Source organism: Sulfurospirillum cavolei, from assembly GCF_001548055.1.
Classification (GTDB): Bacteria; Campylobacterota; Campylobacteria; order Campylobacterales; family Sulfurospirillaceae; genus Sulfurospirillum.
In genome coordinates this window covers 430,783-453,648 of sequence record NZ_AP014724.1, presented here as the reverse complement: position 1 = coordinate 453,648, position 22,866 = coordinate 430,783, and the positions used below count along the sequence as shown (strand labels likewise).

Below are 22,866 nucleotides of genomic sequence, written 5' to 3'. Positions count from 1 at the left end.
CCCTTACGCTGCCATAGGTGAAGCATTTTGAGGCTCAGACTCAATTGCTTTACTTGCAGTCATGGTTTTGTACATATTATACGTGAACATAAAGAAACCGATTAGATACAACAAACCGCCCGTTGCACGAAGTGCATAGTAAGGAATTAAAACGGTTACGGTATCGATAAATGAATATGCGAGGTTACCGAATTGATCCGTCGCTCTCCACATCATACCTTGCGTAATACCGGCAATCCACATGCTTGAAAAGTACATAACGATACCCGTCGTTTGAATCCAAAATTGTGATTCCATCAATTTTTTACTGTAAAGCTCGCGTTTATACATACGTGGAGCCATATGATACAATGCCGCCATCGTCATAAAGCCAACCCAACCGAGCGTACCGTCGTGAACGTGTCCTGGAATCCAGTCGGTAAAGTGTGCCAAGGCGTTAACGGATTTGATAGATTGGATCGGTCCTTCAAGCGTACTTAACATGTAGAACGTTGAAGCAAATACCATAAATTTAACCAACGGATTTTCTTTGAGTTGGCCCCATTGTCCTTTCATCGTAAGAAGCATGTTAATCGCACTACCCCAAGACGGAAGAATTAAGACGATAGAGAAGATAGAACCCATCGTTTGAACCCAATCGGGAACCGTTGAATAGATAAGGTGGTGTCCGCCGGCCCAAAGGTAAACAAACATCAAACCCCAGAAAGAAAGAAGTGATAATTTATAAGAGAAAACCGGTTGACCGGACTCTTTCGGCAAGAAGTAATAGATCATCGCGATGATAGGCACCGTGAAAACGAATGCAACCGCATTGTGACCGTACCACCATTGAACCATTGCGTCGTTTGAACCTGCGTACATGGAAACGGAGTGATACCATTTACCCATACCGGCAACAAAATACGTCGGAACTTCCATATTGTTGAAAAGGTACAACATCGCAACACCCAAGAAAGTTGCAATATAATACCACATGGAGATATAAAGCGTTTTTTCGCGGCGAATACCGACTAAACCGAAAATACTAAAACCCCATAATACCCATACGACAACGACGAGAATATCAAGAGGCCATTCAAGTTCGGCATACTCTTTTGACGTACCGATACCCATAAATAAGTTAACGACGGCAATCGTCATTAAGATCATGTAAAGCCAGAAGTGAAGCTTTCCGACGATCATCAAGAACGGTGATTCCGCCATTGAAACTTTGAGTACCCTCTGCCCGACATAGTACCACGTTGCAAAGATTCCGCTCAATAAGAATCCAAAAATTACTCCGGAAGTATGCAACGGTCGTAAACGACTGTATGTACCGTATTCACCCGCCAAGTAATTCAACTCAGGAAAAGCCATTTGATAGGCGATAACCACGCCTATTAACATACCAACGATTCCAAACAGGATCGCTGCGTAGGTAAAACATTTGGCTACCGAATAGTCATAGTTCAATGCATCTTTAGCCTGCATCAATTCCTCCTAACATGTGTTTTTATGTCACAAAAATATCACATAATGGGAAATTATAGTGCACCAAATCTACAACGAAGCTTAAGAAGATTAAATTTGTGTTAAATAAAAAAGTTTAAGAAGATTTTAAAAATAGCAAAAAACATAAGAACGATGCAACGATCGTTCTTACGTATTGATCTTATACCCGAGCCCCGGAATATTTTTGATAAACTCTTTATCGGTTTTTTCGCGAACCCGCTTAATAAACGTACGAATCGCTGAATCTGTTACTTTTTTATTTGTCCAGACATACTTCTTGATCTCTTCATGAAGCACAAAAACGCCTAGATTTTTCACTAAGATAGAGATAAAAAGTAACTCTTTTTTCGTCAAAAAGATCGTTTTACCCTCTTTAATCAAAACCCGTTTGCTTTTATCGAACTGATAAACGCCGCCTAAATCAACGACATCCGTTTGATCCAACATCTCTTTCGATACCAATTGTAACGTTTTCATCAACTGATCGGGATCGATCGGTTTAATCAAATACTTATCGATTCCGACATCGATCGCTTCTAATAAGCGTTCTTTCTCGCTAAACGCACTTAAAATAATGATCGGAGTTTGTTTGGAAATGTGTTTAATCTCTTTAGACATCATCAAACCGTCGACGACCGGCATCATAATATCCGTTATAACGATGTCCGGTTTAAACTTTTTAAATTTTTTTAACCCGTCGTCACCGTCGCGTGCCGTGATAAATTTGGCAAATTCGTCCCCGATTGCGCTTTCCAGCGCGTTTCTAAGATCTTCTTCGTCTTCGACAAACAAAACCGTCAATTTCGATAATCCGCTCATTCCTCTTCCTTTAGAACCGTTTTTACGGGTATCTTGATCGAAAAACAAACACCGTCTTCGTGGTTATATGCCTCAATGGTGCCCATCATACTATTTTTAATAATCATTTTACTCATATAAAGACCGAGTCCCGTTCCGGCACTCGCATGCTTTGTCGTAAAATAAGGCTCGAAAATCTTATCGAGAATAGTCGCGTCGATACCCCCTGCATTATCGCAGACTTTTATTATAGCATCTCCCGCGCTTAATGTGTCAATTTCAATATAAATTAATCTACTTTTTATTTTATTATGAGAAAAAGCGTCTATCGTGTTGTTGAGAAGATTAATCAACACTTGTGAAAATTCGTTAAAATACCCTTGAATGTCGGCGTCACGAACGATGTTAAGCCGAATTTCTACTTCGTTGCGCTCCAACGTACCGCGCATAATATCGATTGCTTCTTTGGCAACGCTGCTGAGTGAAAAAAGTTCCGTTTCACGATTCGGGCTGAAAAAATTACGAAAATCTTCGATCGTCTCCGACATCTTGACGATAATTTTTTTCGCATGTTCGTAGCTTTCTTCAAATCCGCCTTCTTTATTCCTACAGGCTTGGTACAGTTTATTCATTTTATAGAGCGTAATGTTCAGTTCCGAAAGAGGCTGACGCCATTGGTGAGCGATATTGGCGATCATCTCACCCATCGAAGCCAAGCGTGCTTGTTGAAATAAAAAACGGTCTTTTTCCCGGTTTTTTTCAACCTCTTCTTTGACGCGTTCTTCAAGGGTTTGATTCAGTTGCGTTAACGCCTTCGTCTGCTCTTTGACGCGTTCTTCCAACGTTGCGTTGAGCTCTTCTAACTCTTCGTCTTTGGTAATCAACGCTTCGCTTAAGCGAACGCTTTCGGTCACGTCGTAGCGAATAGCGATAAACTCTTCAATGTCTCCGTTTTCATCTAAAATAGGACATACGGTCGTATTGACGTAAAAGGTGCTACCGTCTTTTGCCAAATTTTTAACCGTCGATTTGTAGGTTTGCTTTTGTAAAATCGTTTGCCAAAGCTGTTTGAAAGTGGAAGGCGGAACTTCGGGGTGTCGTACGATATTGTGATTTTGCCCGATAAGTTCTTCTTTGGTATAGCCAGAAATTTTGCAAAATTCATCGTTAACAAACGTAATAATGCCGTTAATATCGGTTTTAGAGATAATATTGCTACTCTCAATGGCGGTTTGATACTGTTCGAGTTTCATGCAATAACCGCGCTATACCCTAAATATGCCATATAAATGCCGTAAACGATAATAATAAGAGACGCGACCTTAATCATGACTTCGCGAAAGTTACTCCCTTTGAGAAAACCTACCACAAAACCAAGACCCAACATCGAGGGCATCGTAGCGATACCGAAAAGTGCCATCTTAACGCCTCCTAGCCAAAAAGAGCCCGACGTCGCGGCGGCCGCTAAAAAGAAGTAGACCAAACCGCACGGCAAAAAGCCGTTTAATAAACCTAAACCGTAAAAACTACCCAAGGTTTTGGAATGAATGAGCTGCGAAAAAAGCTTTTTGATCGTCGGATTAAATGCTATCGTCGATTCAAGCGAGGTCAAAAATTTAATTTTTCCCATCATCGACAAGCCCATCAAGACCATCACGATACCGATCACAAAATAAAAATAACCGTTAAGATGCGCCGAAAATGTAAAAATAGAACCGAGTGCACCGAAAAACATTCCTAAAAACGTATACGCGCTGATGCGACCGACGTTGTAGGTTAAGTGTGCTAAAAACTGCGACGAAGACGAAGCGGTAGGGTCTATTTTGGCACTGCTGTATGCCATAACAAACCCGCCGCACATACCGATACAATGTCCAAGGCTTCCTAAAAAAGCTACGCTGATAATCGTCGTAATATCGATGGCGTTGATGACCTACTCCGTTACGTTAAAGTCTGTTGGCAAACTCTTGAAAAATATAGCGACTCTCTTGCGGGCCGGAGCTTGCTTCGGGATGATGCTGTACCGAAAAAATCGGTGAATCGTTGTATTCCAACCCCTCAATCGTGTTATCGAAGAGATTGACATGTGTGATTTTTGCAATTTTACAAATCGAATCGGGAACGTTGTAATTATGGTTTTGCGTCGTAATTTCCACGACATGATTCGTCATATTTTTGACCGGATGATTGCCGCCGTGTTGTCCGAATTTTAGCTTATACGTCGGGTATCCGTGTGCGATCGAGAGCAGTTGATGGCCTAAGCAAATCGCAAAAATAGGCACTTTCGCGTCAATAAGCTTTTTAACCTCTTGCGCTTCGCTCTTTAAAATCAAAGGATCTCCCGGACCGTTGGACAAAAAGAGCCCGTGAATCTCACCTTTTTTATAACGAGCGATAACCTCATCGCCGTTAAAATTATGCGGAACGACTTCAACGTCCAAGCCTACTTCGCACAGTTCGTTAAGGATATTGCGTTTGATGCCAAGATCGACCGCTAAAATCTTTTTTCCTAAACGTTTCGGGGAAGCGTTATAGCTTTGCGTCTCTGCATTCCACGCTCCGTGCGTGTGTCGATAACTCTCAGGCGTACTCACTTTTTCGATATAGTTTACCTCTTCGATGCGAGGACTTTTACGAAGCATCTCTTTGAGTACTTCGACATCGTTCACTTCGGTAGATGCGATCATCATCCGAGGACCGCCGTCTCGAATCATCTTTGTCAAATAGCGCGTGTCGATATCGCAAATTCCCATACTTTGGTGCTGTTTCAAAAAATCGGATAAACCGGCTTGCGATCGGAAATTGGAAGGCGTAAGATTCAAACTTCGAACAAACATTCCGCTTGCGTGGATCGTACGGCTTTCCATGTCATTATCGTTGGTTCCGACGATACCGATTTCGGGCATCGTAAAAACGATAAACTGACCGGCGTAACTAGGATCGCTTAAGATTTCTTGATAGCCGCTCATCGACGTATTGAAAACGATTTCGCCCGTTTTCGTTCCTTCAAATCCAAAACTTTTTGCCTCTAAAAATACGCCGTTTTCAAGATAAATCCATACCGGTTTTAGCGTCATGATACCATTCCTCTTTTACGTAACTCTTCCTCGTAAAGCTTTTCAAAAATCAAATCGTACTCTTCCGAGCCGGGAACCAATTTTCGCTTATAATTCGAAATTCTTTCCGCGACATCGTCTTCAATGGCTTGAAAATGCGAAATATACGTCTCGATCGCATTGTAAGCAATATTTTTAACGCGGTTTTCGGAGACGTTGTATTCGATCAGTCCCATTTTCCATGAAGTCTCGAGTAGTTTGTGAGCGATGGCGTTGTACCTGTCTTCGTACGACAAAATCACGCCGTACTCGGAAGAGAGCTTTTTCTTAATCAACCAAAACATATTGCGTCGATCGACTCTTTGAAATTCCATTTCGTCTTCGTTTTGCTCTAAAATTTCCGTAACGCGCTCTTCAAGAGCGATCTCTTTTTTAATATCTTCTAAAATCAAATCCTCTGCAACCTTCATGACGGGTTCTAGCCCTTTAAGCATGGTTACAAATCCACAATTAAAAAGATCGATTGCTATCTTGTTGGCAATATAGGGGGCATGCGGCAATCTGATTTTCATCCATGTACCTTACTTCTGAATTTTTCACATTGTAACCAAAGTAAGGTAAATATCTGTTTAGAGTAAGCTTAGACTCTTTTTGTCACTCTTTTGTTTGATTGTCCTCGACAAAAGGGGGTCCTTTTTTGAGCCGTTGCGTAATTTCGGACGCCGTTTGAGGATTCATTTTGGCAAAAATTTGGGATATTTTCTTTGCCGGCAATCCAAAAAGAATGGAAGCACCTTCGTGCGGAGGTAATTTTTCGATAATGGCGGCTGCGGCACCGTCTTTCATTTTGACGTATGTTTCATCGACTTTTTCGCCCTTTTTCGCTTCAACGAGCTCCAAGAGTTTTTTATTTTCGTCGAGCATCGAGGCGATACGTCGCTCTTTTTCTTCGATCGCTTCTTTGGTTTTCGCTAATTCCGCCTCTTTCGCTTTTAACGATGCTTTTTGCTTTTCAAAAAGTGCGTTGGTCGCCGCTTGGAGCGCTTCAAACGATTGGCGTGCTTCGTCGATTTTTTCGACCTCTTTAAGAAGTTCGCTTTTACGCTCCTCAAAGACTTTCGTACAATCAATCGTCTCGGCATACAATAAGGTACTCAAAGCTACGATCCACAACCGTTTCATGATTCTCCTCTTTTATGAAGTTCTCCGGCGAACAAAAGGGTTGACACCTCGTCCAAGTAGAGTTGTTCTTGTTTTTTCATCTTCTCGATCATCGCTTGAAGTTCTTGCTCTTCGAGGTATTTGATTTTTTCGTATTCAATATGTGCTTTTTGATAATCGACTTGAAGCTGTTTGGTTTGGCGTTGCGTAACGATCAACTCTTGCTCGTAGCGTTTTTTTTCACGCCCCATTACCGTTTTTTGTTCGCCGATCATCACCAAAAGCGACACCGTTCCCTCTTTGGGAAGCGTCATGGCGGCGATATCTTCGTAAATCGACGCAATCTTATGCGTGATCAGCCGTTCTTTGTTTTGACTTTTAATCAGTTCTCGCTCAATCGCATCGCGTTTTTGTTTGCGAATTTTGGCAATTTTCGAGAACTGACTTTTCATGGCCGCCCTTACATGTAAGTTTATAAAATAATCGTATCGTTTCGATCGGGACTCGTGGAAATAAGACCGATTTTCGTACCGGTTAGCTCTTCAAGGCGTTTGAGATATGCTTTTGCCGCTTCGGGTAAATCCTCAAATTTTCGACATCCTACGACACTTTTCCAGCCCGGAAGCTCTTCGTAAATCGGTTGAATATTTTCTAAATCCTCCGGCAAAGTTTCAAGACGCTTACCGCCCGCTTCGTATGCCACACATACTTTGATTGTCTCAAAACCGTCTAAAACGTCAAGTTTCATAATGGCAAGCTCGTCACATCCGTTGATACGACTTGCGTAACGGCAGGCAACCGCGTCAAACCAACCGCAACGGCGCGCGCGTCCGGTCGACGTTCCGTACTCATGCCCTTTTTCGCGAAGCGCATCACCGTCCACACCGAAATCTTCGGTCGGGAAAGGACCGTTACCCACGCGCGTGCAGTACGCCTTGACGATTCCCGTCACTTTTCCGATATCTTTAGGATTGAGCCCTAAACCGATGCAAGCACCCGCGCTGATCGTATTGGAGCTGGTTACGAACGGATAGGTTCCGTGGTCGATGTCAAGCATCGTACCTTGCGCACCTTCCAACAAAACTTTTTTCTTTTCGTCTAAACATTTCCAGACCATTTGCGTCGTATCCGTCAAGAACGGAAGTAAGGCTTTGGCGTACACGTCCAATTCTTCTTTAAGTGCCGCTTTGCAAGGCGTTTGGATACCGAGTGCTTCAAAAAGCGCATGATTTTCGGTGTAAAATTCGATCAACGCGTCGGCCAGTTTTTGCGTATCGCGTAACTCGCCCAAACGATGTCCGCTACGCTCGATCTTACTGCCGTAACTTGGTCCTATACCGCGTCCTGTCGTACCGATCGCTTTATCGCCGCGCAATTTCTCTTTGGCCTGATCGATTAAAATGTGGTGGTTTAAAATCATATGCGCTTTGTCGCTGACGAACAAACGACCTTCTAGTTTATCAAACTGCGCCATCTCTTTGATCAGTGCTTCGGGACAAACGACCACACCGTTGCCGATCACATTCAAGGCTTTTGGATTTAAAATACCCGAGGGAATCAGATGCAGCGCATAACGAACGCCGTCCACCCAAATCGTGTGTCCTGCGTTATGTCCGCCTTGATAGCGGCAAACGACGTCATAGTGTTGCGCCATCAAATCGACGATTTTTCCTTTACCCTCGTCACCCCATTGAATGCCTACGATCATATCTGCTTTCATTTACTTACCGTCTCTTTTAATTAATATTTCGATTAAATTATCCGTATACAATCCAAATCCGCTGGAAGCAATTCCTTCGCAATCGTAGCTTCCGCCCGATCCTAGCGTAAAATTATGATGGATAAATCTAAAAAATAACGCATTATAATAGCGCATTTTCACATAATACAAAGGCGCGAACACGACGTTTTTCGTCGGCAAGGCGCATGAAAGTGCTTTAAGCTTTTGCAATTCGCCTTGAAGCTCAAAAGGAACTTCGTCTAAGATCGCTTCTAGTTCCTCTAAGGTTTCAAGGCACGTTAGCTTCGTCAACCACGGAATATTGAGCGCTAAAAGCTTTTGTAGCTCGCCTTTTTCAAAGACGCTTAAATCGACATGTAACATGGATGAGAGGATTTTAGGGATATTGATATTGCTGATATGCAACAACGAATCGATACGAAACTTGTCAAAAAGTGCCAAGCAGGTCTGAATGCTTAAGTTTAAATCCTCTTCGCCGATCATTTCCGCGCCGATTTGATGCACTTCATGGCTAGGATAACGAAAAACGGGTTGAACGTAAAACCATTTTGCGTGATTTGTACTGCGCTCGACGCGTTTGGTGATGAGACGTACGACGTCCATCGTACTGTCCGCGCGCAACGAGACGATGTGGTTTGCCTCGTCCGAGAAACGTAATAACTCTTTTTCGTCGATACTTTTATGCTGATGGTACGAGAAAAACGGTGTTACGATCTCTTCAAAACCGGCATCGTAGAAAAGTTCACTCGCGACTTTTTCGAGTTCGCGTTTTAATTTGGCACTCTCTCCAAAGTAGAGCTTGCTCCCCGTGGGTATTTCGTGCTCGTAAATCATACCTTAGCCTTGATAAAATTCTTGCGTAAAAACGCGATTGGCACTACCGTCGTAAGGACGACGTCCCAGTTCGGACAATGCCATTTCGACGGCATTGAGCGTCCATGCCGTTTCGTAAACATTCACGAGTCCCATATGATTGATACGGAACAAAGTCTCTTTAATATGATCTTGTCCGCCCGCCATATTGACGCCGTATTTACTTTTCAAAAGCTTACGGATTTTCAACGCATCGTCGTCCAAAACGGCACTCATCGAAGGTGCCGGAACTTTCGGATAAATACGCAAACCTAAAGCTTGAAGTGCCGCGTTTGACGCACGCGCTCTTTTGTACGTATCGGCGTACAGTGCTTCCAAACCGCCCTCTTTTTCGATCAATTCGCACATCGCGACAAGACCGATGACCAGCGTCGTCGCCGCCGTCCATGCGGTTGTATTTTTGCGTTGGTTTTTCAATTCGGTTTTGAGATTAAAATAGTATCCAACCCCCTCACCGCTTTCAATCATTTCCAAAGCGCGTGCGCTCAGGCCGATAAACGCGAGTCCGGGAGGAAGCATTAGGGCTTTTTGGCTACCGGAAATCAATGCGTCAATCCCCGTCGTATCGATTTTTTCGACGCCGACCGCCGTGATACCGTCGGCAATAATCATCACGTTAGAACGAATCGCTTTGACCGCTTTGGCAATCGCTTCAAGCGGATGGCGCAGTCCGCCGGCACTCTCGCACACTTGAAGGCATACCGCATCGATACTCGCATCGTTTTTGACAAGATCGACGATTGCTTCGACGCTAACCGGCGTATCCCACTCATTTTTAATTTCGACAAACGGTTTATTGTATGCGGCACAAATTTTGCCAAAACGCTCGCCGAATTTGCCCGAATTGACGACAATGGCTTTGCTTTGACACAAATGAAGCACGCATGCTTCCATTGCACCCGTGCCGCTTGATGCCAACATCAAAACGTCTTCCATGGCAAAAAGCTCTTTTAAATACGCTCTTGCTTTTCCAAAAATAGCCTCAAATTCGGGTGTTCGGTGATGAATCGTCGGCGTGCTCATCGCAACGCGAACCGCTTCGGGAACGGGAGTAGGACCGGGCGTTAACAATAACATAAAAAATCCTCAAAAAATGTAGTTTTATAGGCAATTGTAACGCAATCTTGCTTGTTGTTTCTTTAGTATTCAAAGTTCCACTTTTTTTCATACTATAGATTTAAAAGTCATTTTCAAATCTTTGTAAATGAGTAAAATCAATCATTAATGTTTTATGACATCAAAAAGGAGAATGGAAATGTCATTCAAAGCCAAAATTATCTTGAGTATTTCCGTATTAATGTTTCTAAGTCTCAGTATCTTTAGCTTTTTTAGCTACATAGATACGAAAAAAAATAGCATCGCCCAAGTGGAAAAAAGTCTGACAATGGCGTCGCGTTCACTGACAGATTATATTGATTTGTGGATTGCTTCTACCAAAAGAAGTGTCGATGGAGCGGCGCATTCCTTGGACAATAGTGCTTCTATGAATCAACAAACGTTGCAAAAACAACTCAAAAATTTTATGCTCACATGTGGTGCTCTTGAATCTTACATAGGATTCGAAGATGGCAGAATGATTTATGGAAGTGGGAAAGCACAAAAAGAAGGTTACGACCCACGATTAAGACCTTGGTATAAGCAAGCAAAAGAAGAAAGAAAAGTCGGCATTACCGATGCTTACATCGGAGCAACTGCTAAAGTGCTCATGGTAACGATTATGGCACCTATTATGTACAATAATCAATTTCAAGGTGTTATCGGCATCGATATCACACTGGACACATTAGTAAAAACCGTAGGTGATGTTAATTTTAACGGTGGCCATGGCATGCTTTTGGACACCAAAAAAATTATTATTGCACATCCTGATAAAAACCGTTTAAATAAAGAGTCCATCTTGGCATCCAAATTTGGCGATGTGAAGGAGGGCTTACTGAACTATGAATTCAATAACGAACATAAAATCTTCGCTTACAAAGTTTCCAAAGAGAGTGGATGGATTCCTGGTATTACGTTCGATAAAGATGAAGCTTACCGCTTTTTAACGTCTCAAATCAGAGATTTAATACTCCTAGGCATCGTAATGCTAATAGTATCCATCGGGATAATGATCGTGCTCATCAAAGCATTGCTAAGACCACTGGATAAACTCAATAGTGTTGTCGAAGAGTTATCCAGTAGTGAAGGTGATTTAAGACAAAGACTAAGTGTTGCAGCCAATGATGAGTTTTCTCATGTATCCAGTAATATTAATAAGTTTATTGAAAAACTTCATGAGATTGTCAATAAATCAAAAACCATCAGTAGCGAAAATGCTTCTATCTCAGAAGAGCTCTCTCGTACCGCCTCTGAAGTGGTTAAAAATGTCGATACCGAATCCAAGATTGTAGAACATACCAAAGAAGAGGGTATCGCTTTGGTGAAAAATATTGAAACGTCTGTGACCAAAGCTAAATCATCTCAAGAAGCGTTGCGTAAGACCCAAGGAGATATTGCAGGGGTTAAAACCAAAGTCGAACAGCTAGAAAATACCATGCAAGCCACAGCAGCCAAAGAGCAAAACTTAGCAGAACGTCTGAATACGGTCAGCCAAAATGCTAATGAAGTCAAAGAGGTCTTAAGCATTATCCGTGATATTGCAGACCAAACCAACCTCTTAGCACTCAATGCTGCTATTGAAGCAGCAAGGGCGGGAGAACATGGACGAGGATTTGCCGTGGTTGCCGACGAAGTGAGGAAACTGGCAGAGCGTACGCAAAAAAGCCTTGTGGAAATCGACGCGACCATCAACGTCGTCGTTCAATCCATCATGGATGCCAATACCGACATTGCGCACAATGCGCATGAAGTAGGCGAATTAGCGCATATTTCCGCCGCTTTGCAAGACGGTATGAACGCTATCGATACGACAATTCAAGAGACGCTTCAAGAGACACGCGTCACGCTTGAAAGTTTTGTCGATACCGCTGCGCAAATTAAAGCGATGGTCATAGAGATCGAGAAAATCAACGCCCTATCCAAAGAAAATACGCTCAGCATCGACAACGTTTCTCAGGCGTCCGAACACTTACATGTCATGACCGAAAACCTCAACAACGAACTGGGGAAATTTAAATCCTAATCGCAAATCGACCTTATGCCGTGACAAACACGCCAAGGTCGCTTTTTTACGATCAAATGGAAGATTAGAGAGAAATTGTCTTAGACGCTTCAAGAGCTTTGCCTGAAACGTGAGGTGACTTTTTTGTTAAACCGCGGCGAGCAGTTTGATAACCTCGCCGGGCGTTTTGGCAAGATGCGCCGCATGATGTTCGCGTAATTCTGCTTCGTCACGAAACCCCCATAACGCTCCGATGGCCTTCATTCCCGCACGATTGGCGGTTTGCATGTCGATCATCGTATCGCCCAAATAAAAACACTCTTCAGGCAGCGCAGAAAAACGCTCGCAAATCTCTAAAACAGCCGTAGGATCGGGTTTGCGAGGCACGCCCTCGCGGACGCCGAAAACCGCTTCAAATTTCCACGTTCTAAAATATTTTAAGGCGCATTTTTTCGTAAATGCATCGGGCTTGTTGGAAAGAATCGCCATTTTAAACCCTCGAGCCTGTAAAAAACTCAAAAGTTTACCGATACCCTCGTAAGGTTGGGTATGGCGATCAAATTGCGTTGCATAGTGCGCTTCAAAAAGTTCGACCGCACGAAGGATCGTTTCGTGCGACTGTACGTCTTGGGCAAAGATATTTTCAAACAGTTTAAAAACACCTTCACCGACGTAATAACGGTAACACTCGATAGGACGCGCTTCAAAACCCAAAGTTTTCAAAGCTTCATTCGCGCTAATCGCAATATCTTCTAGGGTATCAAGCAGCGTACCGTCCAAATCAAACACAATGTTTTTTTTCATTATCCCGCTCTAACTCGGCTTTTAACGCATCGTAATTGAGGTTCAAAAATTCACATGCCGCTTTGGTTGCTTCGTGCGCTCTAAAACCGAATTTTTCAAACAATAACTCCGCAGGTCCGCTCGCTCCGAAACGCTCCATTGCGATCACTTTGTCGGCAAAACGGTACCACTCCAAGCCCGCTCCCGCTTCGATCGCGATTACTTTCGTTTGCGGCTCAATAATAGTTTGCAGATAGGTCTCGTCTTGCTCGACCAAAAGATCGAAACACGGAACGCTCACAACGTTGCTTGGGATACCGAACATCGAAAGATAACACGCGACTTCCAATGCCAAATAGACTTCACTACCGCTTGCCATGACGGTTACTTTGGCGTTTTCGCGCTTTTTAAGCAAATATCCGCCGTTTTCCACGTCGCCGAAATCGCGCGTATCTTTCAAGGCTCTTAATTTTTGGCGGGAACAGACAAAGGCGCACGGAGCATGCATACGCAGTGCTTTTTGCCATGCTTTAACGTTTTCCCTTCCGTCGCACGGGCGGAAAACGTAGAAATTCGGTAATGCCCTAAATTGGGTTAATTGCTCAATAGGCTGATGCGTAGGGCCGTCTTCGCCTACACCGATACTGTCATGCGTCCAGATGTAAAAATTTTTGAGTTTCATCAATGCCGCTAAACGAACGGCAGGTTTCATATAATCGCTAAAAATAAAAAAAGTCGCACCATAAGGGATAAACAGACCGTACAACGCAAAAGCATTGCAAATCGCGCCCATGGCATGTTCACGGATTCCAAAGTGAATATTGCGTCCTAAAGGAAAATCGCCCATCTCTTTTAATTCACTTTTATTGGAAGGCCCAAGATCGGCGCTTCCGCCCAAAAAGCCGGGAATCGCTTGCGCAATCGCATTTAAAATCTGCCCGTTGCTGTCGCGCGTGGCAATATCTTTATCGAAAACGGGCCATTGAATACGTGAGAAATCGGGATGTTCCAACGCCTCAAGCAACGCTTTTTGTTCTGCACTCGCTTCGGTTTGAAGACGTTTGTTCCATGTTGCCTCGGCAAGGTCGCCTTTTTCGCGAGCACATTCAAAACGTGCTTTAACCTCTTCGGCGACAAAAAACGTTTTTTCGGGATCGAAACCCGCTTTGATTTTAGCGTTTTTAATCTCTTCAACACCCAATGGCGCACCGTGAGCGTGATGACTACCCTCTAAAGCACATGCACCTTTGGCAATCGTCGTATCGGCAATAATTAAATAGGGTTTGCTTTGCTCTTTGGCTTGCTCCAAAACGGCATTAATTTCATCGTAATCATGTCCGTCGATACGTGAAACTTCCCAACCTTGTGCTTCAAAACGGTGTTTCACGTCTTCGCTCCATGCAATCGACGTGTCGCCTTCGATCGTAATTGCATTGCTGTCGTAAATGACGACAAGGTTATCCAACCCCAAATGTCCCGCTAAAGAACATGCTTCATAACTAATCCCCTCTTGCAAATCTCCGTCACCGCATAAACAATACACTTTATGCGTAATTAAAGGCGTTGCAGGCGTATTAAGAAGCGTCGCCGCATATTTGCTCGCCATCGCAAAACCGACCGCATTGGAGATGCCTTGTCCCAAAGGCCCCGTCGTGACTTCTACGCCGGGAACGTCGCCGTATTCGGGATGTCCGGGCGTTTTACTGCCCAATTGTCGAAATTGTTTAAGATCGTCCAAGCTAATGTCGTAACCGCTTAAATGCAAAAACGAATACACTAACGCCGAAGCATGTCCACCGCTAAAAACAAGGCGATCGCGGTTGAGCCATTTGGGATTTTGAGGATTGTGCGTGATATGGCGCGCCAAAATCGTCACGATATCCGCGAGTCCCATCGGCGCACCGGGGTGTCCGCTGTTGGCTTGTTGCACCATATCGGCCGCCAAAAATCGAATCGTATCGGCTTGTTTTTTTAATAAAGATTCATTTTCCATAGTTTATTTTATCCTTTGAAATAATCGTTCACGATGCTTTTGAGTTTTTGAGACAAGGCTTCGTCTAAAGTATTCGCCTCGCGATTTAACTCTTCTAAGAGTGCTCTTTTTTGCGCACGTGCGCCCTCTAGCCCCAAAAGGTTGACAAACGAATTTTTATGCCCGTCGTTTTGCGTCGGTTTTCCCGCTTCTTCGCTGGAGAGCGTCGCATCGATAATATCGTCTTGCACTTGGAACAAAAGCCCCAATTTTAACCCGAAGCGGTATAGGGCGTTTTGCGTCGCTTCATCTAATTCACAAATGACCGCTCCCATTTGAAGCGATGCGGCAATCAATTTAGCTGTTTTATGAAGGTGTAAAAACGTTAATTCATCGATCGAAAGAGGTTTGTCCTCGAAAAAACAATCGATGGCCTGCCCTAAAACCATACCGTAAATTCCGGCATCGCTTGAGAGAATCGACACCAGTTTTACTTTGATCGCATCACTCAACGGCGCGTTTGAAAGTACATAAAACGCATGCGTGTTTAACGCGTCGCCGATGAGTACCGCCGTCGTTTCGTCATACGTGACATGTAAGGTCGGATGGCCTCTTCGAAGCGCGGCATTATCCATACACGGAAGATCATCGTGAATCAACGAATACGTGTGCATCATCTCTAAACCGAGAGCTACATGTAAGGCATTTTCTACCAAAAGCGGCTTACATGTTTGCACTACGCTTAAGAGCAATAAAGGACGAAATCGCTTGCCTCCCACGTCGAGCATTTCGCGAAACGCGTGGTTGAAGTGCGGATGAAAACTCTCTATCGAAGGCATAGCTTCTTGCAAAAACCGTTCAAATCGGCGTAATAAATCTACGGAGTTCAAAATAACCTTTCTAGCGTTTGATCGTTACGAAAAATTGAAAGTCGCTTCGATCGAACAAGAGATGATGTTCTCCCGAAAACGCTTTAGCCATGTACGCATCGGCCTGCAAAACGGTTTCGATCGGCGTCGTATCGATCTGCATCAAGCGATCGCCCGCCTTAAGCCCGCTTTGGTCGGCAAACGATCCTTTGGAGACATTGATAATATTCAAATTTTTATCAAACGCAAAACCTTTCGCTTGGAAAAAACTCTCTTGTTTGGCTTGCGGTAACGGTACTTTTTTCGGTACGCTCTTTTTCGCGATCGGTTTGGAAGCTAAGAGGCTGACTTCGAGCGATAACGTCCCTCTTTGAATTTGCGCGTTCCATTTAGGGGCTTCTTTTAAGCTTTTAATCACATCGTTTAAATCCGCCAACGTCTTCACGCGGATACCGTTGAGCGATTGTATTTTATCGCCGACGTTGAGTTTGGAATCTTTAAAAGCCGGATCGATAAAGTCGACCGTAATACCTTCGTTGTCTTCGCTAAATCGCGCACCGAGTTCTTTAAACGAGGCCGATTTACCGGCAATGAATTTTTCCAATACTTCCGAAGCGATAAAAGCACCTTCGCCGATACCCAATCCGTACATGTCGCAACAAAGGCCGCCTACAATGCTGTTGATTTCGCCTTTACCGGCAAATTCAAAAAGCTCGTCGGACGTTTTACCGACTTTTGAGGCATTAACGACCAGCAACGAATTATCGGTGAGGGATTCTAACCATTCGCCGAGTTTCAAATCGACGGTCGGTTTAAGCTTAACGGGAATCAGCGGTTTTGGCGATTCGAAAAGGTAGAGATTAGAGAGGTAATCGTGACGTACGAAAGCTTCGTTCGGTTTTTCTTTGAGATAGGCTACGGCTTGTTTTTCATTGACGGCAACGGCGCGCGTTTTACCGAAATAGACGATAGATTGTCTGTTTTTTTCGTAACATTGCGTAAAATCGGGATAAACAAATTCCGCTTTTGAAGCTGCGACGGGAACGACGGGAGCGTCGGCCGCGATGAGAGAATATGCCAAGCATCCTAAAACAAAGCCTATGTATTTCACGTGCTACTCCTTAGCTTTTCGTACCGAATCCTCCAATGCTTGAGAGCATTTGAGTCGTGGCTAATTTTTTATTCTCTTCAACCATTTTTAACACGTCGTTAATCGCGCTCATCACCAAAATTTGCAGCGATTCTTTATCGCTTAAAAGCGAATCGTCAATACCGATATCGATCACTTCGCCCGAACCGTTCATACTCACGCGAACCAATCCACCGCCGCTTTTAGCCGTGAATTCTTTATTTTGAGCCTCTTCTTGCATTTTTTGCGCTTGTTTTTGCGCCTCTTCAAGCATTGCGGTCATTTTCGATAAATCAAAATTATCAAACATCAGATATAATCTCGCACTTCGACCAAAGCATTGGTTTCATCGACTAAAGCAACCGTCGGTTTAAACGTTTTGAGCTCTTCTTCGCTCAAATGAGCATAGGCAATAATAATGATTTTATCGCCGATGTGTGCTTTGCGTGCCGCCGCTCCGTTCAAACAGATATCTTTTGCGCCGGCTTTTCCTTCGATCACGTACGTCGTAAAACGCTCTCCGTTATTGATATTGACGACTTCGACTTTTTGTCCGACTCTTAAGCGGCTGGCTTCGATCAGTTCTTTATCGATCGTAATGGAACCGACGTAATTTAAGTTGGCGTCCGTGACCGTCGCTCGATGAATTTTGGCGTACAACATCTCTAGGGTCATCGCTTTGTAATCCTCATGAATAAAATTATTTAATTTTACCCTATTTTTGCTTAGGCAATTCGGCGATTAACGCTTTAACGATTTCGCGATCGTCGAACGGATATTTTTTTCCGGCGATCTCTTGGTAGGTTTCATCCCCTTTTCCGAGGATCAAAAGCACTTCGTTCGGTGCTTGGAGGCGTAGCGCTTTTTCAATGGCGCAAGCGCGGTCGACTTCAACGTAAATCGGCCTGGAACCGTGCATACCCGCTAAGATTTCGTCAATAATGCTTTGAGGTTCTTCCGAGCGAGGGTTGTCGCTCGTAACGATAATTTTCTGAGCGTAACGCTCTGCGACTGCTCCCATCTTCGGTCGCTTCGTGCGGTCTCGATCGCCGCCTGCGCCGAAGACGACGATCATATTTTGGTCTTTCATGCTTTCCATCACTTTTTCCATACCATCGGGCGTATGCGCAAAATCGACGATGACCAAAGGCTCTCGACTCACGACTTCCATACGTCCTTCCACACCGCCGAAGTTTTCCACGGCTTCGCAAATGGCTTCCATAGAAGCTACGCCCAGACAATCGATCGCGCTTACGGCGGCAAGAAGGTTATAGAGATTAAAAAAACCGTGCAGAGGCGATTCGAATTCGTACACCGAATTGTTTTTGGCAACCGCTGCACTAATACCGTCTTTAAGCGCATACGCAAGAATTTTATACGTGGCGGGATGCTCGATACCGTAACTAAACGCTTGCATACGGTTGTAGCGAATATTGCTCTCGTCTTTGTTGATGAGCTTTAAACCCTCGTCTTCAAAAAAACGGCTTTTCACGGCAATGTATTCGTCGATCGTTTTATGAAAATCCAGATGATCTTGAGTCACGTTCGTTAAAATTTTCAAAGCAAACGGGAGTCCGTCGATACGGTTTTGAACAATCGCATGCGAACTGACTTCCATTACGAAATACTCGCATCCTGCATCTAGTGCCGTTTTCAAATTTTTAATCGTTTGTAAAATAGGCGGCGTCGTTAAACTTTTGTCTTCGATACGGGTTTCGTTGATAAAACAACCGCGCGTACCCTGCAAACCCGCTTTCTTTCCCAAATCAAGCAAAATCGAATAAATCGCGGCAGCCGTCGTCGTTTTGCCGTTCGTACCGGTAATACCGATAATTTTAATACGGTCTTGGATGCCTAAAAGCTCCAAGCATGCCTGCGGCGAAATAACTTTCGTACAACCGCGATCCAACGCGCTTTGGCGATACGAAGCGTTCAAATCGGTGACGACAAAGATGCTAGAGGCATCGCATTCATTGGAATTATCCGTTACATGTAAAAACGGTGCTGAATTTTTTAACTCGATTTTCACGATAGGCTCTTTATTTTTGAACTTTTTTGATTAACGAGAGCAGTTGCTCGTCGTTCGGGAAGAGCGTTACGGCACTCTCAAGGTAGTTAAGCGACATTTCGATAAATCCGTTGTCGATCAATTTCGCAAGGAAGTCGACAAAATCCTCTTTTTTCGAAATAATCACTTTCGTAGAGAACATAATGTCTTCAAACGCCTCTTTAAAACTGCCACGCGATTCAATGAGTGCCATAAAATCTTCGTATTTAATGCCGTTTTCGGCATTGATGCGCGCCTCTAAATCTTTGCGGTTAAAAAGATGCGCGATTTTATCGCTATTTTCTTCGACGGAATTAATAATCTCTTCCATGACATCTTCACAGTCTTGCGCACCGTTTTGTTTCGTCAGTAAATAGTACTCGAAAAGTGCCATTGCCTGCTCTTCGTTGCTCGATGCCATATCGCATAAGATAGCTCCTATGCGAGCCTCTTTATCTTGCGGATTGTCGCTAAGTGCTAGCGCAAAATGGCGCATAGCCTCCATAAAACGACGTTCGTAAAAGTACTCGATACCTTGTTGGAAATGCGGATTCATTCTGCTCCTATTGATCGAATTGATCTTCCGATCCGGGTAAAATGTTTACCACTTCGAGTTCGGGATGAATATCAATGCGAAGTTGCCTCTCAATGCCGTATTTGAGTGTCTGCCCACTAGAGGCACATCCTTGACATGCGCCTTGTAATTGCACAAAAACACGACCGCCTTTAATGCCTAAAAGCGTTAGGCCGCCTCCGTCCAGTGCAAGCATCGGCTTAATTTTTTCCAATGATTTTTCGACAACGGGAAGCAACTCTTCGTCACTAAATGGTATCATAAATTCTCCTATAGCAAATGTTTCTAATTTAACAATAGTTTGCGTTAAAAATGACTTAATGAAGAAGGGATACACGTAGAAAAGGACAAATTTTTTTAACGTAGAGAGGGAAAGAAAGAGGCTCTTTCTCTCCCGAATAAAGATTTAGACGAGCTCTAAAAATGCCATTGCGGCTGCATCGCCTTTTCGGATTCTTGTTTTAACGATACGGGTATATCCGCCATTTCGCTCTAAATATTTAGGAGCAATTTCATTCACGAGTTTTTTCGTACACTCTTTATCTTGAAGTGCCGCAAAAACGAATTTGTGTGCATGATCGCCACCAACTCCAGCTTTTGTGATCAATTTCTCGACATAGCCTCTTAGCTCTTTAGCTTTAGGAAGCGTCGTCTCGATTTTCTCATATTTAATAACCGCTATAGCCAAGTTCTTGAGCAATGCCGCTCTGTGTGAAGAACTACGACCAAGCTTTCTATATCCATGCTTATGTCTCATAAATTAACCCTCGTTGGCTTCAGATTTTAAATCTTCAATTTTTTTCTTGAGCAAGCTTGCTGCATCGTCCGGGAAGTTAAACCCGACCGGATATCCGCTCTCTTCCATGACGTCTCGAATCTCTTCTAACGATTTTTTGCCGAGATTTTTAAGGTTTTTAAGCTCTAACTCGCTCATTAAAGCAAGTTCGCCGATGTACTTCACTTCGGCACGGTCTAGGCAGTTAAAACTGCGTGCGCTTAGGTTTAACTCTTCAATACTTTGAAGCAATTTCCCAAACTCGACGCCGTCGTTCGAGCTATCGCTTTTCGGAGCTACTGCAATGTCTAAAATACCGTTAAATACGGACATTTGAGCATACATCGCTTCCAAAGCGTTTTTAAATGCTTCAATCGGAGAAACCAAACCGTCCGTTTCAATCGTAAAAACGATTTTTTCATAGTTTGGATTGTCTTCGACCAAAACGTTTTCAATATCGTAAACGGCTCTTTTAACCGGTGTAAAGAATGCATCGAGTGCTATATAATCGTCTCCGACCAAACCTCGAATATTCTCGCTCGGTACGTAACCGATTCCTTTTTCGATAATCAAAGAAAAATTAAGCTCCGCATCTTCGTTAATCGTCGCCAAATACGTATCAGGCGTAACGATTTCGATCTGTGCGTTAGCTAAGTCGCTTCCTTTAATCTCTTTAGGACCGCTAAACGAGTAATTGACTTCCACGCGTTTTTCATCGCCTTTAATTCTAAAGCGAATATTTTTAAGATTAATGATAAAAAGTGCAACATCTTCAAGCATACCGCGCATGCTATCAAATTCATGGGTTACGCCTTCAATCTTTACAGCCGTTGGAGCAGATCCGACGGTACTGCTTAAAAGCAATCGACGTAACGGATGTGCCAATGTAATCGCAAATCCGGATTCAAACGGATACGCACTTACCTGAACTTTATTGGCTGCAATATTCTCTACCTCAATTTCAGTTGGCATGTAAGCTGATGTATTGATTTTTTTCATTTACTACCTACTTTATTATTTAGAGTAAAGCTCAACGATTAATCTTTCTTCAACCGGAATTACTACTTCGTCTCTCTCTGGGATGCGTGTAAAAATACCCATCGCTTTTTCTCTCTCAACGTCAACCCACGGTACGATACCGGTTTGTTGCGTCAATTCAAGAGAGCGTTTAACTTGAGGGTTATTTTTCGATTTTTCACATACTTCTACTTTATCACCGGCGCGAACTACGTAAGACGGAATATCTACGCGAGCTCCGTTAACTAAAATATGTCCGTGCGTGACTAACTGACGTGCAAATCTTCGCGTCGTTGCAAAACCCATACGGTAAACAACGTTATCAAGTCTTCTCTCGATTAAAAGTACAAGGTTAATACCCGTGTTTCCTTCTTTGCGAGCTGCTTCGTCAAATATACGTCTGAATTGTTTTTCAGAAACTCCATACATAAATTTAGCTTTTTGCTTCTCTCGTAATTGAAGCCCGTATTCACTAATTTTTGCTCTTCTTTGTCCGTGTTGACCCGGGGCATACGGTCGCTTGTCTAGTGCGCTCTTACCAGCAAGTCTGCGCTCACCTTTAAGGGCCAAGCTAACACCAAGTCTTCTCTCAAGCTTTTCGACCGGTCCTCTATATCTTGCCATTTTTTCTCCTAATTATTGCGTAAACGAAAAAATTATTTTGTTTTATCTCTAGCCAATATCTCCGAAAAGAAATTAGACTCTTCTTCTTTTTGGAGGTCTACAACCGTTGTGCGGGAGAGGCGTAATATCTTTCAAGAAAGACACTTTGATACCCTCTGTTGTACCGGCACTTTTGACGGCCGTTTCACGACCGCTGCCCGGGCCTTGAACTTTAATACCGATTTCTTTGAGACCATGTTCTTTTGCTTTAGTGAGTGCATCTTCTACGGCTTGTTGCGCGGCATAAGGAGTTGATTTTTTACTTCCTTTAAAGCCTAAACTACCGGCACTACTCCAAGCAATGACATTTCCCATCTCATCGGTGACAGTTACGACAGTGTTATTAAAGGTTGCTGAGATAAAAATAATCCCTTTCGCAATATTCTTTTTAACAACTTTTTTACGTACTACTTTTCTTTTTGCCATCTGTTTCCCTTTGAGACTTCGTTATTTAGCTTTAGCGCCGACGGTGCGTTTTTTACCTTTGCGGGTACGTGCATTCGTCTTCGTTTTTTGACCGCGAACCGGTAAGCCTTTTCTATGTCTAAGACCTCTGTAGCTTCCCATATCCATCAAAGCTTTAATATCCATCGCTACTTTTTTACGAAGATCACCCTCTACTTGGAATCCGGCTTGGATCTCTTTACGAATAGCGGCAACGTCGTCTTCGCTTAACTCATGAACTCTCTTATCGAATGAAATTCCGGTTGCGGTTAAAATCGCTCTAGAACTTGTTAAACCGATACCGTAGATATACGTTAAACCGTACTCTACTCTCTTTTTCATTGGAAGGTCTACACCTGCAATCCTTGCCATG

General features: G+C 43.5%; 26 protein-coding genes. 1 reads left to right on the top strand and 25 read right to left on the bottom strand.

Going from position 1 to position 22,866, the window contains the following annotated elements; genetic code table 11:
• Nucleotides 1-3: 3 nt before the first annotated feature.
• The 11 genes from ccoN to UCH003_RS02380 form a co-directional block, all read right to left on the bottom strand.
• The gene (gene ccoN, locus UCH003_RS02430) at nt 4-1,470 is read right to left on the bottom strand and encodes a cytochrome-c oxidase, cbb3-type subunit I (protein WP_039673452.1); all 1,467 of its coding nucleotides are present in this window, start codon (nt 1,468-1,470) and stop codon (nt 4-6) included.
• Nucleotides 1,471-1,638: 168 nt separating this feature from the next.
• The gene (locus UCH003_RS02425; RefSeq protein ID WP_039673454.1) at nt 1,639-2,310 is read right to left on the bottom strand and encodes a response regulator transcription factor; all 672 of its coding nucleotides are present in this window, start codon (nt 2,308-2,310) and stop codon (nt 1,639-1,641) included.
• A complete protein-coding gene (locus tag UCH003_RS02420) occupies nt 2,307-3,542 on the bottom strand; it encodes a PAS domain-containing sensor histidine kinase (RefSeq protein ID WP_060825283.1) in 1,236 nt (411 codons plus the stop codon). The genes UCH003_RS02425 and UCH003_RS02420 overlap by 4 nt, the downstream gene beginning before the upstream one ends.
• Entirely contained in the window at nt 3,539-4,192 is a 654-nt protein-coding gene (locus UCH003_RS02415; RefSeq protein WP_280937468.1) for a sulfite exporter TauE/SafE family protein, read from the bottom strand. Before UCH003_RS02415 ends, UCH003_RS02420 begins: the two co-directional genes overlap by 4 nt.
• 43 nt (nt 4,193-4,235) lie before the next feature.
• Nucleotides 4,236-5,366, bottom strand: a complete 1,131-nt coding sequence (gene carA, locus UCH003_RS02410) for a glutamine-hydrolyzing carbamoyl-phosphate synthase small subunit (protein WP_060825281.1) — start codon at nt 5,364-5,366, stop codon at nt 4,236-4,238.
• Complete coding sequence (locus tag UCH003_RS02405) at nt 5,363-5,917, bottom strand: DUF507 family protein (protein ID WP_039673461.1); 555 nt, start codon at nt 5,915-5,917, stop codon at nt 5,363-5,365. Before UCH003_RS02405 ends, carA begins: the two co-directional genes overlap by 4 nt.
• An 82-nt stretch (nt 5,918-5,999) precedes the next feature.
• Nucleotides 6,000-6,527, bottom strand: coding sequence for a MotE family protein (locus UCH003_RS02400; protein WP_041962374.1), 528 nt, complete (start codon nt 6,525-6,527; stop codon nt 6,000-6,002).
• Complete coding sequence (locus UCH003_RS02395; RefSeq protein WP_041962375.1) at nt 6,524-6,958, bottom strand: flagellar export protein FliJ; 435 nt, start codon at nt 6,956-6,958, stop codon at nt 6,524-6,526. Before UCH003_RS02395 ends, UCH003_RS02400 begins: the two co-directional genes overlap by 4 nt.
• A gap of 20 nt (nt 6,959-6,978) precedes the next feature.
• Nucleotides 6,979-8,226, bottom strand: coding sequence for an adenylosuccinate synthase (locus tag UCH003_RS02390; protein ID WP_060825280.1), 1,248 nt, complete (start codon nt 8,224-8,226; stop codon nt 6,979-6,981).
• Nucleotides 8,227-9,081, bottom strand: coding sequence for an ATP phosphoribosyltransferase regulatory subunit (locus UCH003_RS02385; RefSeq protein WP_060825279.1), 855 nt, complete (start codon nt 9,079-9,081; stop codon nt 8,227-8,229).
• 3 nt (nt 9,082-9,084) lie between these two features.
• Nucleotides 9,085-10,197: a pyridoxal-phosphate-dependent aminotransferase family protein gene (locus UCH003_RS02380; protein WP_060825278.1), complete on the bottom strand. Its 1,113-nt coding sequence runs from the start codon at nt 10,195-10,197 to the stop codon at nt 9,085-9,087.
• 178 nt (nt 10,198-10,375) lie between these two features.
• Between UCH003_RS02380 and UCH003_RS02375 the strand changes: the two genes are divergently transcribed.
• Nucleotides 10,376-12,241, top strand: coding sequence for a methyl-accepting chemotaxis protein (locus tag UCH003_RS02375; RefSeq protein ID WP_060825277.1), 1,866 nt, complete (start codon nt 10,376-10,378; stop codon nt 12,239-12,241).
• Between the two features lie 126 nt (nt 12,242-12,367).
• On the opposite strand, the gene UCH003_RS02370 is transcribed toward UCH003_RS02375, so the two are convergent.
• The 14 genes from UCH003_RS02370 to rpsM form a co-directional block, all read right to left on the bottom strand.
• Nucleotides 12,368-13,024: an HAD family hydrolase gene (locus UCH003_RS02370; protein ID WP_060825276.1), complete on the bottom strand. Its 657-nt coding sequence runs from the start codon at nt 13,022-13,024 to the stop codon at nt 12,368-12,370.
• Nucleotides 13,002-14,996 carry a transketolase gene (gene tkt / locus UCH003_RS02365; protein WP_060825275.1) on the bottom strand — a complete coding sequence of 665 codons (1,995 nt, stop codon included), beginning with the start codon at nt 14,994-14,996 and terminating at the stop codon, nt 13,002-13,004. Before tkt ends, UCH003_RS02370 begins: the two co-directional genes overlap by 23 nt.
• Nucleotides 14,997-15,004: 8 nt before the next feature.
• Nucleotides 15,005-15,814 (bottom strand): polyprenyl synthetase family protein, encoded by an 810-nt coding sequence (locus UCH003_RS02360; protein ID WP_173636949.1) that lies wholly within the window; start codon nt 15,812-15,814, stop codon nt 15,005-15,007.
• A 61-nt stretch (nt 15,815-15,875) separates the two neighbouring features.
• Nucleotides 15,876-16,955, bottom strand: coding sequence for a DUF7488 domain-containing protein (locus UCH003_RS02355; protein ID WP_060825274.1), 1,080 nt, complete (start codon nt 16,953-16,955; stop codon nt 15,876-15,878).
• Nucleotides 16,956-16,965: 10 nt separating this feature from the next.
• A complete protein-coding gene (locus UCH003_RS02350) occupies nt 16,966-17,283 on the bottom strand; it encodes a YbaB/EbfC family nucleoid-associated protein (RefSeq protein WP_039673480.1) in 318 nt (105 codons plus the stop codon).
• Nucleotides 17,283-17,648 carry an aspartate 1-decarboxylase gene (panD, locus tag UCH003_RS02345; protein WP_060825273.1) on the bottom strand — a complete coding sequence of 122 codons (366 nt, stop codon included), beginning with the start codon at nt 17,646-17,648 and terminating at the stop codon, nt 17,283-17,285. Before panD ends, UCH003_RS02350 begins: the two co-directional genes overlap by 1 nt.
• Nucleotides 17,649-17,688: 40 nt before the next feature.
• Complete coding sequence (locus UCH003_RS02340) at nt 17,689-19,002, bottom strand: UDP-N-acetylmuramoyl-L-alanyl-D-glutamate--2,6-diaminopimelate ligase (RefSeq protein ID WP_060825272.1); 1,314 nt, start codon at nt 19,000-19,002, stop codon at nt 17,689-17,691.
• Between the two features lie 10 nt (nt 19,003-19,012).
• Nucleotides 19,013-19,576 carry a tetratricopeptide repeat protein gene (locus UCH003_RS02335; RefSeq protein WP_060825271.1) on the bottom strand — a complete coding sequence of 188 codons (564 nt, stop codon included), beginning with the start codon at nt 19,574-19,576 and terminating at the stop codon, nt 19,013-19,015.
• Between the two features lie 7 nt (nt 19,577-19,583).
• Nucleotides 19,584-19,856: a NifU family protein gene (locus UCH003_RS02330; protein ID WP_039673487.1), complete on the bottom strand. Its 273-nt coding sequence runs from the start codon at nt 19,854-19,856 to the stop codon at nt 19,584-19,586.
• 144 nt (nt 19,857-20,000) lie between these two features.
• Nucleotides 20,001-20,351 (bottom strand): 50S ribosomal protein L17, encoded by a 351-nt coding sequence (gene rplQ, locus UCH003_RS02325; protein WP_039673488.1) that lies wholly within the window; start codon nt 20,349-20,351, stop codon nt 20,001-20,003.
• A 3-nt stretch (nt 20,352-20,354) separates the two neighbouring features.
• Nucleotides 20,355-21,368 carry a DNA-directed RNA polymerase subunit alpha gene (locus UCH003_RS02320; protein WP_041962386.1) on the bottom strand — a complete coding sequence of 338 codons (1,014 nt, stop codon included), beginning with the start codon at nt 21,366-21,368 and terminating at the stop codon, nt 20,355-20,357.
• A 15-nt stretch (nt 21,369-21,383) separates the two neighbouring features.
• Nucleotides 21,384-22,010: a 30S ribosomal protein S4 gene (rpsD, locus tag UCH003_RS02315; RefSeq protein WP_039673492.1), complete on the bottom strand. Its 627-nt coding sequence runs from the start codon at nt 22,008-22,010 to the stop codon at nt 21,384-21,386.
• Between the two features lie 72 nt (nt 22,011-22,082).
• A complete protein-coding gene (rpsK, locus tag UCH003_RS02310) occupies nt 22,083-22,475 on the bottom strand; it encodes a 30S ribosomal protein S11 (RefSeq protein ID WP_039673494.1) in 393 nt (130 codons plus the stop codon).
• A gap of 21 nt (nt 22,476-22,496) precedes the next feature.
• A complete protein-coding gene (gene rpsM, locus UCH003_RS02305; protein ID WP_012857708.1) occupies nt 22,497-22,865 on the bottom strand; it encodes a 30S ribosomal protein S13 in 369 nt (122 codons plus the stop codon).
• Nucleotide 22,866: the final 1 nt, after the last annotated feature.

What these genes read in the sequence shown, in the direction of transcription:
- ccoN (WP_039673452.1), bottom strand. Translation starts at nt 1,470, where the DNA reads ATGCAGGCTAAAGATGCATTGAACTATGACTATTCGGTAGCCAAATGT.
- UCH003_RS02425 (WP_039673454.1), bottom strand. Translation starts at nt 2,310, where the DNA reads ATGAGCGGATTATCGAAATTGACGGTTTTGTTTGTCGAAGACGAAGAA.
- UCH003_RS02420 (WP_060825283.1), bottom strand. Translation starts at nt 3,542, where the DNA reads ATGAAACTCGAACAGTATCAAACCGCCATTGAGAGTAGCAATATTATC.
- carA (WP_060825281.1), bottom strand. Translation starts at nt 5,366, where the DNA reads ATGACGCTAAAACCGGTATGGATTTATCTTGAAAACGGCGTATTTTTA.
- UCH003_RS02405 (WP_039673461.1), bottom strand. Translation starts at nt 5,917, where the DNA reads ATGAAAATCAGATTGCCGCATGCCCCCTATATTGCCAACAAGATAGCA.
- UCH003_RS02400 (WP_041962374.1), bottom strand. Translation starts at nt 6,527, where the DNA reads ATGAAACGGTTGTGGATCGTAGCTTTGAGTACCTTATTGTATGCCGAG.
- UCH003_RS02395 (WP_041962375.1), bottom strand. Translation starts at nt 6,958, where the DNA reads ATGAAAAGTCAGTTCTCGAAAATTGCCAAAATTCGCAAACAAAAACGC.
- UCH003_RS02390 (WP_060825280.1), bottom strand. Translation starts at nt 8,226, where the DNA reads ATGAAAGCAGATATGATCGTAGGCATTCAATGGGGTGACGAGGGTAAA.
- UCH003_RS02385 (WP_060825279.1), bottom strand. Translation starts at nt 9,081, where the DNA reads ATGATTTACGAGCACGAAATACCCACGGGGAGCAAGCTCTACTTTGGA.
- UCH003_RS02380 (WP_060825278.1), bottom strand. Translation starts at nt 10,197, where the DNA reads ATGTTATTGTTAACGCCCGGTCCTACTCCCGTTCCCGAAGCGGTTCGC.
- UCH003_RS02375 (WP_060825277.1), top strand. Translation starts at nt 10,376, where the DNA reads ATGTCATTCAAAGCCAAAATTATCTTGAGTATTTCCGTATTAATGTTT.
- UCH003_RS02370 (WP_060825276.1), bottom strand. Translation starts at nt 13,024, where the DNA reads ATGAAAAAAAACATTGTGTTTGATTTGGACGGTACGCTGCTTGATACC.
- tkt (WP_060825275.1), bottom strand. Translation starts at nt 14,996, where the DNA reads ATGGAAAATGAATCTTTATTAAAAAAACAAGCCGATACGATTCGATTT.
- UCH003_RS02360 (WP_173636949.1), bottom strand. Translation starts at nt 15,814, where the DNA reads ATGCCTTCGATAGAGAGTTTTCATCCGCACTTCAACCACGCGTTTCGC.
- UCH003_RS02350 (WP_039673480.1), bottom strand. Translation starts at nt 17,283, where the DNA reads ATGTTTGATAATTTTGATTTATCGAAAATGACCGCAATGCTTGAAGAG.
- panD (WP_060825273.1), bottom strand. Translation starts at nt 17,648, where the DNA reads ATGACCCTAGAGATGTTGTACGCCAAAATTCATCGAGCGACGGTCACG.
- UCH003_RS02335 (WP_060825271.1), bottom strand. Translation starts at nt 19,576, where the DNA reads ATGAATCCGCATTTCCAACAAGGTATCGAGTACTTTTACGAACGTCGT.
- UCH003_RS02330 (WP_039673487.1), bottom strand. Translation starts at nt 19,856, where the DNA reads ATGATACCATTTAGTGACGAAGAGTTGCTTCCCGTTGTCGAAAAATCA.
- rplQ (WP_039673488.1), bottom strand. Translation starts at nt 20,351, where the DNA reads ATGAGACATAAGCATGGATATAGAAAGCTTGGTCGTAGTTCTTCACAC.
- UCH003_RS02320 (WP_041962386.1), bottom strand. Translation starts at nt 21,368, where the DNA reads ATGAAAAAAATCAATACATCAGCTTACATGCCAACTGAAATTGAGGTA.
- rpsD (WP_039673492.1), bottom strand. Translation starts at nt 22,010, where the DNA reads ATGGCAAGATATAGAGGACCGGTCGAAAAGCTTGAGAGAAGACTTGGT.
- rpsK (WP_039673494.1), bottom strand. Translation starts at nt 22,475, where the DNA reads ATGGCAAAAAGAAAAGTAGTACGTAAAAAAGTTGTTAAAAAGAATATT.
- rpsM (WP_012857708.1), bottom strand. Translation starts at nt 22,865, where the DNA reads ATGGCAAGGATTGCAGGTGTAGACCTTCCAATGAAAAAGAGAGTAGAG.